A 14,755-nucleotide genomic window follows, 5' to 3' on the forward strand; every position below is an offset into this window, starting at 1 on the left:
ATCCGCGTGGCTGCTCACGCAGACCGCCGGTAGGTGAGGTCGCGAATCTCTCGCCCGGCGCGCGTGCCTTTACGTTCGAACGCCGTGAGCACGCGACCGTCGAAGCGAGGCGCCCAATCGCCGTCGAAGGCGCGAGTGAACTCGGGCGCAGCATCCAGCACCGACACCATCTGGTCGGCGTAGTCCTGCCAGTCCGTGGCGAGTCGAAGCACGCCGTTCGGTCGCAAAACGGATGCCGCAAGCGCCGCGAACTCGGCAGTCACCAGCCGCCTCTTGGTGTGTTTTTTCTTGTGCCACGGGTCGGGGAAGAAGACCCACAGTTCGTCGACGGATGCCGAGGGCAGGAGATGCTCGAGGACCTCGGGAGCGTTGCCCTCGACGAGTCGGAGGTTGTCGAGGTTCGCCTGGTCGGCATCCAGCATCGTGCGCGCAAGCCCCGCCCGAAAGACTTCGACAGCAAGGAAGTTCGCGCCCGGCTGGGCGGTTGCCGCGTGGACGATCGCGTGGCCCTGGCCCGATCCGATCTCGACGATCAGGGGCGCGGTGCGTCCCCACACCGCCGCCGGGTCGATGGTCGAACCCTTTCGGATACTCGTGGAGGCAGCGTCCCGCTCGACGGGGATCAGCATCCGGGGACTGACGTCGTTCCACGCGCGCTGTTGCGCCTCCGACATCCGCCCGCTACGTCGGACAAACGAGACCGGTCTCAGACGAAAACCCGTCGGGGCCTCGCCGGAAGATGTCACACCGGGGGCACGACCGCTCACGGATACCCGATGGTCCACAGCAGGAACACTGCCACCACCTGCAGTCCGAGGCAGCCCAGCAGGAGCCACTGCCTGCGATGCTGCGTCGACGAGAACCGTTCGTCACCGAGAAGCGGTGAGAGCGGCATCATGAGGCGGAAGGTCGACTGCTGGGGCAGGAACACACCGAAGAGGTAGAGGCCGTAGCTTGCCGCGTACGCCACGATCACCAGACCGAGCTTGCGCGTGGGCTTGGAGAACATCCACCACGCGAAAGCCGCCATGATCGCCAGCACCAGCAGGATGCCGAACACGTTCAGGTATGTGCCGAAGAACCGGAACCACGGCGTCATGGGCACGAAGTCACCGGTGCCGACGAGCGGAATCCACCACGCGGTCTCGGTACGAACGTAAGCGTGCGGGATGCCGGTGACGGCATCGGCGATGTACGTCCACGACAGGCCGGCCGCCGCGATCGCGATCCCGCTCGCGGCAAGGCTGAGGCGCTGGGTCCAGGGGAACGGGTCGGTGCGGTGCTGCATCCATCGCACGAGGAAGACGATTCCAAGGCCCAGCGCGAGCGCGAGGACCCCGGGCCGGGTATAGGCCGCGAGCACACCCACCGGCAGGATGAGGAGGTACTGGCGCTTTATCGCGAGGAGCAGTGCTGTGAAAACGAGCAGGAGGAACAGCGACTCGGCGTACGCGAGCACGTAGACGAACGACAGGGGTGCGAAGGTGAACAGGACGATGCCCCACCAGGATGCCTGCGGCGTCGTGACGCGCCGAAGCAAGAGGAAAAGAACGAGGGTAGCGCCGAGGCTCGCCGCGATGCTGACGATGATCCCGATGATTCCCTCGTTCACACCGGTCAGGTCATGGCCCACCCGTTCGAGGAATGGCAGAACCGGCAGGAACGCCCAGTCGTTGGGCTGAACGATGCCCTCCTCCATCGGGAGCCGGACCGGATAGCCGGTGCGGGCGATGTTGAGGTAATGGTCGGCATCCCACCCCGTGAGGAAGGTGAGGAAGGTGCGCACGTGGATGCCGAACGGGCCGAAGCCGAGGTCAGCGAGCCGCGAGATCTCGAAGAACATCCACAGCAGCCCAAGGTTGACTGCGCGACCGATCGCCCAGATCCCGACGACCTTGGTCAGCGTCCCAGACGCGATCGGTTCGACGCCGACGCGCGCCGAGGTGAGGTCTGAGAGCCATTCGCTCAGAGCGCGAGGAAGACCTCGCCATCCCCGGGAGGAGGGGGCTCTCCGAGGGGAGAGCGCGACATCCTGTCGAGAGGTGGGAACCACTGCTGACCTTCCGCGCACACAAAAGGAGGCGAGAACGCCTCCCCCTAGTATGCCAGTCTCTGCGGCAGGACCAATTCGGCGCTCGGTGCGGCTCCGTCAGTCCGCAGCTGTCACGTAGTCGATCAGCTCCTCGACACGACCGAGCAGCGACGGTTCCAGGTCACGATAGCTGCGCACCGAGCCCAGTATTCGGCGCCAGGCGCGCGCGAGATCCGCGGGAGTCTCGCTCGGCCAGCCCAGGGCGCGGCACGTCCCGACCTTGATGTCAACCCCGCGCGGCACGGTCGGCCACGCGCGAAGCCCGAGGGCCGCGGGGCGTACGCACTGCCACACATCGATCTCGGGATGACCGACGATCAGAAGGTTCTGCCCATGCCTGCCGCGCATGATCTCCGCGGCGACGCGGGCCTCTTTCGATCCGGTGACCAGATGGTCGACGAGGATGCCGTACCGGCGGCTCGCTGACGGGGGCTCCTCATCGAGCATGGCGGCGAGGCGGTCGACTCCTTCGAGATACTCGACGACAACCCCCTCGGCACGCAGATCATCGCCCCAGACCTTCTCTACGAGCTCGGCATCGTGGCGCCCCTCGACGAGGATGCGGCTGGCTCGCGCGACACGCGCCCGCTGTTCGGGAGCCGCGAACGAGCCGGACGCCGTGCGCTGCGGTTGCCGGGAGGCAGCTGGCCGGTGCGCCACGAGCACAACGTGCGATCCATCGAGGAGAAAGCCGGGACCCAGCGGAAAGCGGCGCCGCGAACCAAAGCGGTCTTCGAGTTCGACGGTCGCTGCATCCGCCTGGGTCACAGCACCGCAGAATCCGTCGGCCTGCACCTCGATGACCAGGCCCCGCTCTGCCGGCACGCGAGCACTGTCAGTCTTCCCGTGGCCGCGCCAGCCGCTTGCGAGTACGTCAGTTCCGTACCGATCATCCACCACCGCACCTGCCTTTCGGGCACTCACCCTACGACGCACGCTGTGAGGATCCGGTGTGCCTCGCGGAGTGCTTCCCCGGGGCCGTGCGCCATCAATAGGATCGAAGGACGCGGGCTTTCGCACGCCGGGAGGGGAATCGATGCCGACTCGATGGTCGTTCGGGGCGGTCCTGAGCGCGGTGGCGATGGCGGTATTGCTCTCGATCACTGCGGCGCCGGCGAGCGCCACCGATCCGGTCACGCTCGACGCTGCCTACGTCCTCGACGAGGTCGACGCGCTCAGCGCTGCGGACGAGGCAGCCGCTGACGCCAGGCTCGCCGAGCTGTACGAGTCGACTGGCGTCGACCTCTATGTGGTGTTCGTCGACGAGTTCACCAATCCGTCGAACAGCCAGGAGTGGGCGGATGCAGTAGCGGAAGACAACGGGCTCGGACCGAGCCAGTACCTGCTTGCGGTGGCCACCGAGTCGCGCCAGTTCTACACCTCGGCCGACTCCTCCGGCCCCCTGAGCGAAGACCAACTGCTGGCCATCGAGGACGAGATCAAGCCGTATTTGAGCGCCGGCGACTACCTCGGTGCGATCACAACCGCAGCCGATGGGTTTGAGGCAGCGCTCGCCGGCGGATCCGGGGGCGGCGGGTTCTTCACGGTCGTACTTCTCGTCGTCGTGGTCGGTGCCCTTGCTGGCCTGGTCATCTGGATCGTCATCCGTTCGCGCCGAAAGCGGGAAGCTGATCCGCAGTTGGTGAGTCTCGATGAGCTGGCTCGGCGCGCCGCATCGGCACTGGTCGCAACCGACGACGCCATCACGACCAGCACGCAGGAACTCGGGTTCGCTCGCGCGCAGTTCGGCGACGCTGCGGCCACCGAGTTCGAGACGACCCTCGCCGCGGCACGAGCGAGCCTCATGGAGGCGTTTTCGCTGCAGCAGCGCCTCGACGATGCCGAACCCGACACTGAAACTCAGATCCGCGAGTGGAACCTCGCGATTCTCGACCTGTGCGAGAAGGCGAACACGGCGCTCGACGAGAAAGCGGCGGAGTTCGAGTCCCTGCGCGAGCTGGAGCGCACCGCACCCCAAGCCCTCGAGCGCGTCGCAAAGGACCGTGAAGAGGCCTCAGCTGGCCTCGCCGGTGCTGAACGCGCACTCTCCGACCTCAAGGCGACGTTCCACCCGGATGCCCTTGCGACGGTCGCCGACAACCTCGAGCAGGTGCGGGAACGCATCGCCTTCGCTGATGCTGCACTATCCCAGGCCCGGCAGGACCTCGCTGCCGGCAAGACATCCGATGCCGCGGTAGCTCTTCACGGCGCCGAGGAAGCCGTGGCCCAAGCGCTGCAGCTGGAGCGCGCGATCGACACACTGGCACGGGACCTTCAGCAGGCGGCAACGAACGCGCAGAGCGTCATCGCCGGGATCGAAGCCGACATCGCTACCGCGCGCGCACTTCCTGATCCCGACGGGCGCCTGGCGGGTGTCGCGGCGAGCACGACGCAACAGGTCGCAACGGCTCGAGCTCTCCTGGATGCCCCACTGCAGCGTCCGCTTGCCGCGCTGCACGCGCTCCAGGAGGCAGACCGGCAGATCGACGAGGTCCTGCAAGCAGCGCGGGACGCGCAGGCTCGAGCGCAGCGAGCCCAGCAGGCGCTCTCGCAGATCACGATGCAGGCGAGCGCTCAGATCTCCGCGGCCGACGATTTCATCGCGTCCCGGCGCGGAGCCGTCGGCGCCGAAGCCCGGACGCGACTGGCCGAGGCCCGCGCAAGCCTCGCCACCGCACAGCAGATTCAGGTCTCCGATCCCGCGCAAGCCCTCCCTCACGCACAGCGCGCGGAACAGCTCGCGTCTCAGGCGATTCAGGCCGCCCAGCGCGACGTGGGCGCTTTCGACGTCAGCGGCTACGGCGGATCCCGCGGCGGCGGATCGAACGGCATGATGGGCGCAGTCCTCGGCGGCATCGTGCTTAATTCGATCCTCTCCGGTGGCGGAGGCGGTATGCGCGGCGGATTCGGCGGCGGCGGTTCCCGGCGAGGAGGATTCGGTGGCGGATCCCGCGGTGGCGGGTTCGGCGGCGGAGGCTCTCGCGGCCGGCGCGGCGGGGGCCGCTTCTAGGCACGATCGATCACCACTCACACACCCAGACGGAAGGACACACCATGGCAAAGCAGTCCATCTTCGGACGCATCTCAACCCTCATGAAGGCGAACATCAACGCGATGCTCGACCAGGCCGAGGACCCGCAGAAGATGCTCGACCAGCTCGTGCGCGACTACACGAACAACATCGCGGATGCCGAGGCTGCCATTGCCGAGACGATCGGCAATCTGCGCCTTCTCGAGCGCGACCACCAGGAGGACCTCCAGTCGGCATCCGACTGGGGAAACAAGGCGCTTGCCGCCAGCCGCAAGGCCGACGAGTTCCGTGCGGCGGGCGACCCGGTGGATGCCGACAAGTTCGACAACCTGGCCAAGGTCGCCCTACAGCGCCAGATCGCGGCCGAGAACTCCGCGAAGGCTGCGGCCCCGCAGATCGCCTCGCAGACCGAGGTCGTGAACAAACTCAAGGACGGCCTCAACGGCATGAAGCAGAAGCTCGAGCAGCTCAAGGCCAAGTCGGCCGAGCTGGTCGCGCGTCAGAAGACCGCCGAGGCCCAGACGAAGGTCGTGGATGCCGTCAAGTCGATCGATGTTCTCGACCCGACCAGCGAACTCGGCCGCTTCGAAGAGAAGGTTCGCCGCCAGGAGGCCATCGCGCAGGGCAAGACGGAGCTCGCCGCCTCGAGCCTGGACGCCCAGTTCGAGAGCCTCGACGATCTCGGTGAGCTCACGGAGGTCGAAGCTCGCCTCGCCGCACTCAAGTCCGGCGGTGCCCCCAAGCCCGCCATCGAGGGCTGATCGAACCGGCCGATGGCTCACTTCGTCATCGCCCCGCAGTGGCAGGGCTCCGGATCGGCTCGCGCGATGCAGCTGATCGACGGCGCCGAAGCCATCGCGGGCGACCTTCCGGCTTCGGCCTGCACCCGGTTGGAGGTGCCGGTCGAAGCCGGTGAGAGCCAGGACACCGGCATCCGTCGAGCCAGCTCACTCGTGCGCATCCGAGACTTGGTCCGGGATGCTGTCGCGAGCCTGCCCGAGCCGGTGGTCGTGATCGGCGGGGATTGCGGGGTGACCCTCGGCGCATTGGAGGCAGTCGCGGCTCCCGACGTCGCGGTTGTCTGGTTCGATGCGCACGCCGACCTGAACACCCCGGAGTCCTCGCCCAGCGGAGCGTTTTGCGGCATGGTGCTGCGCGCCGCTCTCGGAGACGGAGCCGATCGGCTCCGTCTTGCCCACGGCATCCTGACCCCTGATCGGGTCGTGCTGGCCGGTACCCGAGAACTGGACGACGCCGAACAGCAGTACGTCGATGAGCACCGCATCCGCCGGGTGTTGCCCGGGGACCTGGCCGATCCCGAGGCACTTGTCGCCGCAGTAGCAGCGACCGGCGCTCCACGGGCATACATCCACATCGACATCGACGTCTTCGATCCCTCCGTCGTTACCGGAGTGTCCTCACCCGTGCCGTTCGGTCCGGATGCCGGCGAGGTCATCGCCGCAGTCCGAGCGGTACGTGATCGCTTCCCGCTCGTCGGGGCGACGATCGCCGGCTTCTCTCCCGCGTCTGCGGACACCGCGATTGAAGACATGCCGACGATCCTGCGCCTTCTCGGGGCGCTGGCGTGACCCCGATTCCGACGCCCCCACCGGGGTGGGAGGCTGCCGCGGAGCGGGCCGTCGCGCGAGGTCAGCTGCTGGATCGCTGGCTCCCGCTGCTGGACTCCCCGGTTTCGCGGGCAGGCTCCGTCATCGGAACCGCCATCGGCTTTGTCTGGGGCTTCCTCTGGAGCACAGGCAGGGTGCGAGTCCACCGGGGCGCCGACAGCACGGTGTTGTATGTCTTTTCCGGCATGCCCTCGTGGACGTTCCCCCGCGGCGGCGTGTGCGTCGGCGCCTGCTACCTCACGGCAACCAATGACGGCCCGCGCGTGCTGCGGCACGAGCTCGTCCACGCGCGGCAGTGGCGCCGCTACGGGATGCTGATGCCGCTGCTCTACCAGCTCTCGGGCCGCAACCCGCTAGGCAACCGCTTCGAGATCGAGGCGGGCCTCGCGGACGGGAACTACATCCCGCGCCAGCGACCGAAGAGAGCAGTCAGTCGATGAGCACCTCGTCCAGAGCGACGAGTTCGTCATCGCTCATGCCGTGGGCGCGCAGGTAGTCACGCGGCGAGCCGTAGGCCTCATCCAGGCTGTTCAGGAGCCCGGCGATCGCCTCTGCGGGCGACTTCGTGGCCAGTTCCTCGAGGTTGACCGAGTCCGGGTGGAACTGGCGGATGCGTGCCACGACGTCGCGGTTGCGCGATTGCGGCAGGAGCGCCTCCGTGCGCGCATAGTCGGCGATGACGGCATCCCTGTCGACTCCCGCGGCGGCCAGCGTGATAGCGACGGTGACACCTGTGCGATCTTTGCCGACCGTGCAGTGCACCAGGACCGGCTGATCGGCCAGCACTCCTCGCACAACCTCGACCACACGCCCCGCTGAGTCATCGACGAGCCGGCGATACATCTCCGTGAGCGGAACGTCCTCGACGAAGAACGAGCTCACCGAGCCCAGAAACAGGGGAACCCGCTGCACAACGAGCTCACGGTCATCGAATCGGCTCGGGGCACCGGCCACCTCGGCGTCGTCGCGAAGGTCGATGACCCGACGGATGCCGAGTCCCGAGAAAGCACGGATGCCGTCCTCGTCCAGCCGCGCGAGGTTTCCCGACCGGTACAACACGCCCTCCCGGGTCCGACCGGCGCCAGCACGCAGACCACCGGTGTCCCGGAAGTTAATCGCGCCGGAGATGTCGAGTGTGCTCACGTTCCTCGACCCTATCCCGGGCACGCTGGGCACGCGCGTGCCCAGCGTCTCCGGGTGCTCCGCGCGAGGGCCAGAATGGGGACAGCCGAATCAACCGAGGACGGACAACGATGACGACACCTGACGATGAATTCCGGTTCCTGCCAACAGACGCCGCCAGCGTCGGCGTGGCCGGAAACCTCCCACCGGTCGAGCGCGTGTCGCTCCTCCTCGACGACGGACGCACCCTGAGCGCTCTTCGCTTCGGTGACGAGCCCCCCGTTGTCACCTTCATCCACGGCGCGGGGCTCAATGCACACACCTGGGATTCCACGATCCTGGCGCTCGGCCTGCCTGCCCTCGCGATCGACCTTCCCGGGCACGGCGAGTCCTCCTGGCGGCCTGATGCTGCCTACACCGCGGCGAACCTCGCCCCCGATGTGGCAACGGGTATCCGCGCGTGGACGTCGGCGCCGCAGCTCATCGTCGGACACTCCCTGGGCGGACTGACGGGCGCGGCAGTTGCGGCATCCGTTCCCGAGCTCGTGACGCAACTGATCGTGATCGACATCACCCCCGGTATCGATCCGAACGCCGGGGCGGCACAGATCCGGGCGTTCTTCGCCGGCCCGACCGACTGGGCAAGCCGTGACGAGCTCGTCGATCGTGCAATGACCTTCGGCCTGGGTGGGGGGACCCGCGAAAAGGCCGAACGCGGCGTGTATTTGAACTCGCGAGTCCGCGAAGACGGACGCGTCGAGTGGAAGCACCACTTTGCTCACCTGGCCTCGGCCCTCGCGGCAGCGCCCGAGCTGGCCGCACAGGTCGATGCGCAGCAGGATGCGCTCTCCGAGATCCTCTCGGCGAGCGGATGGAACGACATCGCCGCCGTTTCGGCCCCGCTGTCGCTGATCCGCGGGGAGCGAGGTTTCGTGACGACCGACGATGCGGCAGAGTTCAGCAGGGGCCGACCCGACGCCGTTGTCGTCGCCCTTCCGACCGGCCACAACGTCCACGAGGAAGCACCGACAGCACTGGCACAGACCATCACCGAACTGTCGAGCACCGGGCAACGATGACGTCACGTTCTCCTCTCGATGAGGGGAACACAGCAACCGGACCCTAGAGTTATCTACCGCAGATCCCCTTTGTGCTCCGCGCGCCCACCAGCTTCGCCGCGGATGCCCCCCGGAAAGGACTCCCATGTTCCGCCGCACCGCTCTGGCCGCGTCGGCCTTACTCGCCGCGAGCGCGCTCGTTCTGACAGCCTGCACCGGAAGCACTGACCCCGCGTCGACGGCGACGGGGGCTCCCGACGCTGACGCATCGGTCGCGATCCGTCTCGTTCTGGAGCCGGGGAACCTCGACATCCGACAGACAGCTGGTGCCGCACTCGACCAGATCCTGATCGACAACGTCTACCAGGGGCTCGTCGGTCGCACCCCGGAGCAAGACATCGTCCCCGTTCTCGCGGAGGACTATGAGGTCTCGGCTGACGGCCTGACCTACACGTTCACCCTGCGTGAGGGAGTGACCTTCGGTGATGGCCAGGCGCTGACGCCGCAGGATGTCGTGTGGTCGCTGACGACCAGGCGCGATACCCCGGAGTGGGCCGACTCCGCTCGATTGGCGAACATCGCATCCATCACCGCCGAGGGGCAGGACATTACGCTCACCCTCTCCGAGCCCGACTCGAGCCTGCTGTGGAACCTGACCGGCCGTGCCGGACTGATTCTCAAAGAGGGCGACACAGTCGACTACGCCACGGCCGCCAACGGTACCGGCCCGTTCTTGCTCGACTCGTGGCGTCAGGGGGACTCGATCACTTTCGTCCGTAACGACGCCTACTGGGGTGAGAAAGCCAAGGTCGCCGAGGTGGTCTTCGACTACATCACCGAGACACAGGCAGCCCTCAACGCCGCTTCAGCTGGCGAGGTGGATGTCGTGACCGGGTTCGACGCGAACCTCACCGACCAGATTGAGGCAGATGGCGCGTTCACCGTTGTGACGGGGCCATCTACCGACAAGGGCACCCTCGCAATGAACCAGACCGCGGGCCCTCTTGCTGACCCGCGCGTGCGCCAGGCGATCCGCCAGGCCATCGACCACGACGCCTTCGTCGCTGCGCTGGGAGCCGGCCAGACGATGTATGGACCGATTCCGGAGCTTGACCCTGGCTACGAGGACCTCTCCGACGTGGCCCCCTACGACCCGGATGCCGCACGCGAGCTTCTCGCGGATGCGGGGTACAGCGATCTGGAACTCGAACTCACGATCTACAACGGCTACCCGACGCTGATTCCCCAGCTTCTCGTTTCCGACTTGCGTGAAGTCGGCATCACCCTCACGGTCAACAGCGTCGACTTCCCCACGTGGATCAACGACGTCTACGTCAACCAGGACTACGACCTGAGCTTCGTGCTGCACACCGAAGCCCGCGACTTCGAGAACTGGGCGAACCCCGACTACTACTTCACGTACGACAACCCCGAGGTGCAGAAGCTCTATCAGGAGTCGCTTGCCGCAACGGACGAGACCGAGGCTGCCGCGCTGCTGGCCCAGGCTGCCCGGATCGTGTCCGAAGACGCCGCTGCCGATTGGCTCTACAACGGAGCCTCCGTCGTCGCCGTCGGAACGAACGTCACCGGCATGCCGTCCATCAACGTCAACGAACGACTCAACCTCGCCGACCTCGCCAAGGTCGCGGGCTGAGGCGAGACTGACGGGGTCATCGTGATGCGTCGACCCGCGGCCGCCCCGGCGACGCGGGCGATGGGCCTGGTCGGGAGAGACAGGTGACCAGGTACGTCGTGACCCGGCTGGGGCTGCTCGTGTTGGGGCTCGCGGTGGCAAGCGCGATCATCTTCTTGACCCTTCGCGTTCTTCCCGGCGATGTGGCTCAGCTGATCGCGGGAACCAACGGTACGGCCGAGCAGATCGAGGCCATCCGCGAGCAACTGGGGTTGAACCAGCCGCTGATCGCGCAATACTTCGACTGGTTGGGCGGGGTTCTTGGAGGCGACCTCGGCACGTCTCTTCTCACCGGCACCCCGGTGGCGGAGGAACTCGCTGAGAAGGCGCAGGTCACGGTGCCGCTCGGCATCCTGTCGTTGACCATCGCTGTGCTCTTCAGCATCCCGCTCGGCGTGGCTTCGGCGATCTGGCGAGGCCGGCGCCGCGGCACGTTCATGAGCGTGAGCGCTCAGACGGTTGCAGCGGTGCCCGTTGTCTGGGCCGGCATGATGCTTGTCGTCGTGTTCGCCGTGTGGCTGGGATGGCTCCCCGCGCAGGGGTTCCCGCGCAACGGATGGGACGACCCAGCCGCGGCGATCCGCTCGCTCATCCTTCCCGCCGTCACGATCGGGATCGTGGAAGGCGCAATGCTCCTCCGCTTCGTGCGCAGCGCGACACTCCAGGCCATCGGACAGGATTACGTCCGCACCGCAGCCGCCAAAGGCCTGACCCGCACGACGGCGCTCATCCGGCATGGGTTGCCGAACGTCGGGCTGTCGGTCATCACGGTCCTCGGCCTCCAGGTCGCGGGCATCATCGTTGGCGCCGTGATCATCGAGCAGCTCTTCTCGCTCCCGGGCATCGGTCGGATGCTCGTGGACGACGTGGGAGCACGGGATCTTCCCAAGGTCCAGGGCGAGCTGCTGGCACTCACGGGCTTCGTCCTGATCGTGGGGTTCTTCGTCGACCTGCTCCACAGGATCCTCGATCCCAGGCAACGGGAGGCGTCGTGACTCTCCCTCCACGTGACGCACGCGGCAGGCGCCCGACGCGGACGCGGGCACGGTGGCTACGGCGCGTGTGGGCAGTGCCGACGGGACGCTTCGGGATCTGCGTCGCCGCCGCGATCATCCTGATCGCAGTGATCGCCCGGATCTGGACGCCATTCGATCCGCAACAGGTGAACGTGCAAGACCGGTGGCTCCCCCCGAGCTGGCCGCATCTGCTCGGCACGGATGGCGCGGGGCGCGACATCCTGAGCCTCGTGATGGCAGGGGCTGGCACAACCCTGTGGGTGGCAGTGGGGTCGGCGGTCGTCGCCACGGTGCTCGGCGTCGCGTTGGCAAGCCTCGGCGCCCTCACAACGCGCTGGGTTCGCGAATCGGTGGCGGTCCTGATCGACATCCTCGTGGCGTTCCCGGTGCTGCTGGTGGCGATGATGATCTCGGCGGTGTGGGGCGGATCGCTCTGGGTCGTGATCTGGTCGGTGGGCATCGGCTTCGGTGTCAACATCGCCCGCGTCACGCGACCCGAGCTGCGACGCGTCCTCCACAGCGATTTCGTGCTCGCAGGAACCGCGGCAGGCCTCACCCCGATGCAGAACCTCTGGCGCCACCTCCTCCCCAACGTCGCACCGGTGTTCATCGTGCAGCTGTCGTGGGCGATGGCCGTCGCGGTTCTTGCGGAAGCCGGCCTCTCATACCTCGGTTTCGGTGCGCCAGTGACCGAGCCCTCCTGGGGAGTCCTGCTTCGGGATCTGCAGCAGTATCTGACCGTCTATCCGCTTGCCGTGCTCTGGCCGGGCCTGGCGATCACGGTGACAGTTCTCGGGCTGAACCTGCTTGGCGACGGCATCCGTGAGGCATCCGACCCGACTCTGGCCTCGACGACCGGCGCCGCGCGAGTGTCGCGCACGCACATGCCCGAGGTGGTCTCATGAGCCTCGAGGTGCATGGGCTGACGATCGAGATCGGCGGCGAGCGCGTCGTCGACGGTGTCTCGTTCGAGGTCCCGGACGGCGGGACGGTGGGGCTCATCGGAGAATCCGGATCCGGCAAGTCCCTGACGGCGCTGGCGATCGTGGGGCTTCTACCCCAGGGTGCGCAGGCCTCGGGCAGCATCCGTTGGCGCGGACAGGAGGTTCTGGGCCTTCACGAGCGTGCTTTCGCCGCGCTCCGCGGTGACGAGATCGGCATCGTGTTCCAAGATCCGCTCACCGCGCTGAACCCGATCCGTACCGTCGGACGTCAGATCGGGGAGTCGGTGCAGATTCACGAGCGCCTGCGGGGTCGCGAGCTGCGGGCTCGTGTCGTTGCCGAAGCCGCCCGCGTCGCCTTGCCCGATCCGGAGGGTATCGTCCGCCGCTATCCGCACCAGCTCTCTGGGGGTCAGCGCCAACGCGTGGCAATCGCCATGGCGCTCGCGTGCCGGCCTCGTCTACTCATCGCCGACGAACCGACGACAGCGCTCGATGCGACGGTGCAGGCGGGGATCCTCGACCTGTTGCGCGGCCTCACTGCCGACGAAGACATGTCCCTGCTGTTCATCACCCACGACCTGGCGGTGCTCGCCCAGGTCGCGACTCACGCCGTGGTCCTCGAACGCGGTCGCGTCGTCGAGGCCGGTCAGGTTCCCCGCCTGCTGAGCGAGCCTCGCGCAGCTGTCACACAGGGACTCCTGCGTGATGCGACGGCGACGCTGTGGCGCGGCCAGACCCCGAGTGAGGACGCATGAGCACGGAGTTCGTCCGCGCCGAGGCCCTCACCCGACGCCACCGCACCCCTCCCACACGCCTATTCGCGAAGCCCGCTGTCACAACGGCACTGGACGCGGTAGATCTCACGCTCGAGGAGGGACACGCCCTCGGGGTGATCGGCGAGTCCGGGTCAGGCAAATCCACCCTCGTCCGCCTCCTCCTGGGCCTAGACAAACCGACCTCCGGTTCGGTGCACATCGATGGTCGCGAGGTCGACGCATCGGCATCTGCCAGGTCGCTCCGGTGGCTGCGGCGCGAGACCGGCATCGTGTTCCAGGATCCCTACGCTTCGCTCGACCCCCGCATGAGCGTGGGGCGTATCGTCGGCGAGCCGCTGTGGGCGCTGGGCATCGCCGGGGACCGGCGAGCGCGGGTGCGGGAGGTCCTCACCCAGGTGGGCCTGGACGCTGCGGCAGCCGACAGGTTCCCGCACGAATTCTCCGGCGGTCAGCGGCAGCGGATCGCACTCGCACGGGCGATCGCGCACCGACCGCGCATCCTCGTCGGGGACGAGCCGCTGTCGGCGCTCGACGTCACGGTGAGGGCGCAGATCCTTGGTCTGTTCGACCAGCTCCGGCAGGACGAGGGGATGACGATCATCATGGTCTCCCACGACATCGGCGTGGTTCAGAACCTCTGCGACCGGGTGGTCGTCATGAAGGACGGACGGATCGTCGAACGGGGCGAGACCGCCAGTGTCCTGCGTTCGCCAGAGGACGACTACACCCGAGCGCTCCTGGCCGCGATCCCGTCGATCACTCCCCCGCGCGAGGCTCCCGCGGACTCCCGCCGCGACGGAACAACCCCTTCTTCACCGGCTTGAGCGACTTCTGCAGGTAGATCGTTCCGAGCCACCGCCCGAACTTGAAGCCGACGCGTCCCATTCGACCGACCTCGGTGAAGCCCAGCCGCTCGTGAAGAGCAATCGAGGCCTCGGCGCCTTTGTCGCTGATCACGGCGACGATCTCGCGAATGCCCCTCTGCTGACAAGCCTCGATGAGTGCCTCGAGCAGGGCGCGACCGAGGCCCTTGCCTGCCGCAGCCTGACCCAGGTAGATCGAATTCTCGACGGTGTAGCGGTATGCGGACTTTCCTGCCCACGGCTGCACGAGCGCGTAGCCCAGGATCTGACCGGTCGGTGACTGAGCGACGAGAAAGGGCAGGTCGAGCTTCGCCAAGAACGCGAACTTCTCGCGCCATTGCGCGATCGACCAGACCTTCTCATCGAAGGTCACGACGGAGTTGCGCACGTAGTAGTTGTAGATCTCCCGAATGTCGGGGATGTCGCGCTCCTCGGCGGCCCGGATGACGTAACTGAACGGCCCTTCAGGCTCGGACCGCCGTCGCAGATGGAAGGGAAGCCGCCGCTTCTTGTCGTATTCCTCTTCCAGCAT

At 67.2% G+C, this 14,755-nt stretch carries 15 protein-coding genes; 10 read left to right on the plus strand and 5 right to left on the minus strand.

What is annotated here, in order from left to right:
• Positions 1 to 14 precede the first annotated feature (14 nt).
• The 3 genes from trmB to ACQVDU_RS10030 form a co-directional block, all read right to left on the minus strand.
• Complete coding sequence (gene trmB, locus ACQVDU_RS10020; RefSeq protein WP_443477029.1) at positions 15 to 674, minus strand: tRNA (guanosine(46)-N7)-methyltransferase TrmB; 660 nt, start codon at positions 672 to 674, stop codon at positions 15 to 17.
• Between the two features lie 89 nt (positions 675 to 763).
• Positions 764 to 2,053 carry a hypothetical protein gene (locus ACQVDU_RS10025; RefSeq protein WP_300594166.1) on the minus strand — a complete coding sequence of 430 codons (1,290 nt, stop codon included), beginning with the start codon at positions 2,051 to 2,053 and terminating at the stop codon, positions 764 to 766.
• Between the two features lie 96 nt (positions 2,054 to 2,149).
• A complete protein-coding gene (locus ACQVDU_RS10030; RefSeq protein ID WP_300594176.1) occupies positions 2,150 to 2,989 on the minus strand; it encodes a DUF3097 domain-containing protein in 840 nt (279 codons plus the stop codon).
• Positions 2,990 to 3,128: 139 nt separating this feature from the next.
• Between ACQVDU_RS10030 and ACQVDU_RS10035 the strand changes: the two genes are divergently transcribed.
• Genes ACQVDU_RS10035 through ACQVDU_RS10050 form a run of 4 tightly spaced genes read left to right on the plus strand, consistent with a single transcriptional unit; the run spans position 3,129 to position 7,191 of the window.
• Positions 3,129 to 5,102 (plus strand): TPM domain-containing protein, encoded by a 1,974-nt coding sequence (locus ACQVDU_RS10035; RefSeq protein WP_443477030.1) that lies wholly within the window; start codon positions 3,129 to 3,131, stop codon positions 5,100 to 5,102.
• A gap of 44 nt (positions 5,103 to 5,146) precedes the next feature.
• Positions 5,147 to 5,884: a PspA/IM30 family protein gene (locus ACQVDU_RS10040; protein WP_292711863.1), complete on the plus strand. Its 738-nt coding sequence runs from the start codon at positions 5,147 to 5,149 to the stop codon at positions 5,882 to 5,884.
• Positions 5,885 to 5,896: 12 nt separating this feature from the next.
• On the plus strand, positions 5,897 to 6,712 hold the full coding sequence (locus ACQVDU_RS10045; protein ID WP_443477031.1) for an arginase family protein: 816 nt from the start codon (positions 5,897 to 5,899) through the stop codon (positions 6,710 to 6,712).
• Positions 6,709 to 7,191 (plus strand): Fe-S oxidoreductase, encoded by a 483-nt coding sequence (locus ACQVDU_RS10050; protein WP_292711859.1) that lies wholly within the window; start codon positions 6,709 to 6,711, stop codon positions 7,189 to 7,191. The genes ACQVDU_RS10045 and ACQVDU_RS10050 overlap by 4 nt, the downstream gene beginning before the upstream one ends.
• Here ACQVDU_RS10050 and ACQVDU_RS10055 read toward each other — a convergent pair.
• On the minus strand, positions 7,181 to 7,894 hold the full coding sequence (locus tag ACQVDU_RS10055; RefSeq protein ID WP_300591654.1) for a tyrosine-protein phosphatase: 714 nt from the start codon (positions 7,892 to 7,894) through the stop codon (positions 7,181 to 7,183). The two genes, ACQVDU_RS10050 and ACQVDU_RS10055, sit on opposite strands and share 11 nt — an antisense overlap.
• A gap of 110 nt (positions 7,895 to 8,004) precedes the next feature.
• Between ACQVDU_RS10055 and ACQVDU_RS10060 the strand changes: the two genes are divergently transcribed.
• The 6 genes from ACQVDU_RS10060 to ACQVDU_RS10085 all read left to right on the plus strand — a co-directional run bounded on the left by ACQVDU_RS10060 (position 8,005) and on the right by ACQVDU_RS10085 (position 14,184).
• On the plus strand, positions 8,005 to 8,952 hold the full coding sequence (locus ACQVDU_RS10060) for an alpha/beta fold hydrolase (protein WP_443477032.1): 948 nt from the start codon (positions 8,005 to 8,007) through the stop codon (positions 8,950 to 8,952).
• Positions 8,953 to 9,076: 124 nt separating this feature from the next.
• Entirely contained in the window at positions 9,077 to 10,585 is a 1,509-nt protein-coding gene (locus ACQVDU_RS10065) for an ABC transporter substrate-binding protein (RefSeq protein WP_363496028.1), read from the plus strand.
• A gap of 83 nt (positions 10,586 to 10,668) precedes the next feature.
• The gene (locus ACQVDU_RS10070) at positions 10,669 to 11,619 is read left to right on the plus strand and encodes an ABC transporter permease (RefSeq protein ID WP_300591651.1); all 951 of its coding nucleotides are present in this window, start codon (positions 10,669 to 10,671) and stop codon (positions 11,617 to 11,619) included.
• Positions 11,616 to 12,545, plus strand: coding sequence for an ABC transporter permease (locus ACQVDU_RS10075; RefSeq protein ID WP_300591650.1), 930 nt, complete (start codon positions 11,616 to 11,618; stop codon positions 12,543 to 12,545). Before ACQVDU_RS10070 ends, ACQVDU_RS10075 begins: the two co-directional genes overlap by 4 nt.
• Positions 12,542 to 13,339 (plus strand): ABC transporter ATP-binding protein, encoded by a 798-nt coding sequence (locus tag ACQVDU_RS10080; protein ID WP_300591649.1) that lies wholly within the window; start codon positions 12,542 to 12,544, stop codon positions 13,337 to 13,339. The genes ACQVDU_RS10075 and ACQVDU_RS10080 overlap by 4 nt, the downstream gene beginning before the upstream one ends.
• The gene (locus tag ACQVDU_RS10085) at positions 13,336 to 14,184 is read left to right on the plus strand and encodes an ABC transporter ATP-binding protein (RefSeq protein ID WP_363496023.1); all 849 of its coding nucleotides are present in this window, start codon (positions 13,336 to 13,338) and stop codon (positions 14,182 to 14,184) included. The genes ACQVDU_RS10080 and ACQVDU_RS10085 overlap by 4 nt, the downstream gene beginning before the upstream one ends.
• On the opposite strand, the gene ACQVDU_RS10090 is transcribed toward ACQVDU_RS10085, so the two are convergent.
• Complete coding sequence (locus ACQVDU_RS10090) at positions 14,117 to 14,755, minus strand: GNAT family N-acetyltransferase (protein ID WP_363496020.1); 639 nt, start codon at positions 14,753 to 14,755, stop codon at positions 14,117 to 14,119. The two genes, ACQVDU_RS10085 and ACQVDU_RS10090, sit on opposite strands and share 68 nt — an antisense overlap.

Origin of the sequence: Microbacterium sp. F2 (assembly GCF_052274505.1) — a bacterium.
Classification (GTDB): Bacteria; Actinomycetota; Actinomycetes; order Actinomycetales; family Microbacteriaceae; genus Microbacterium.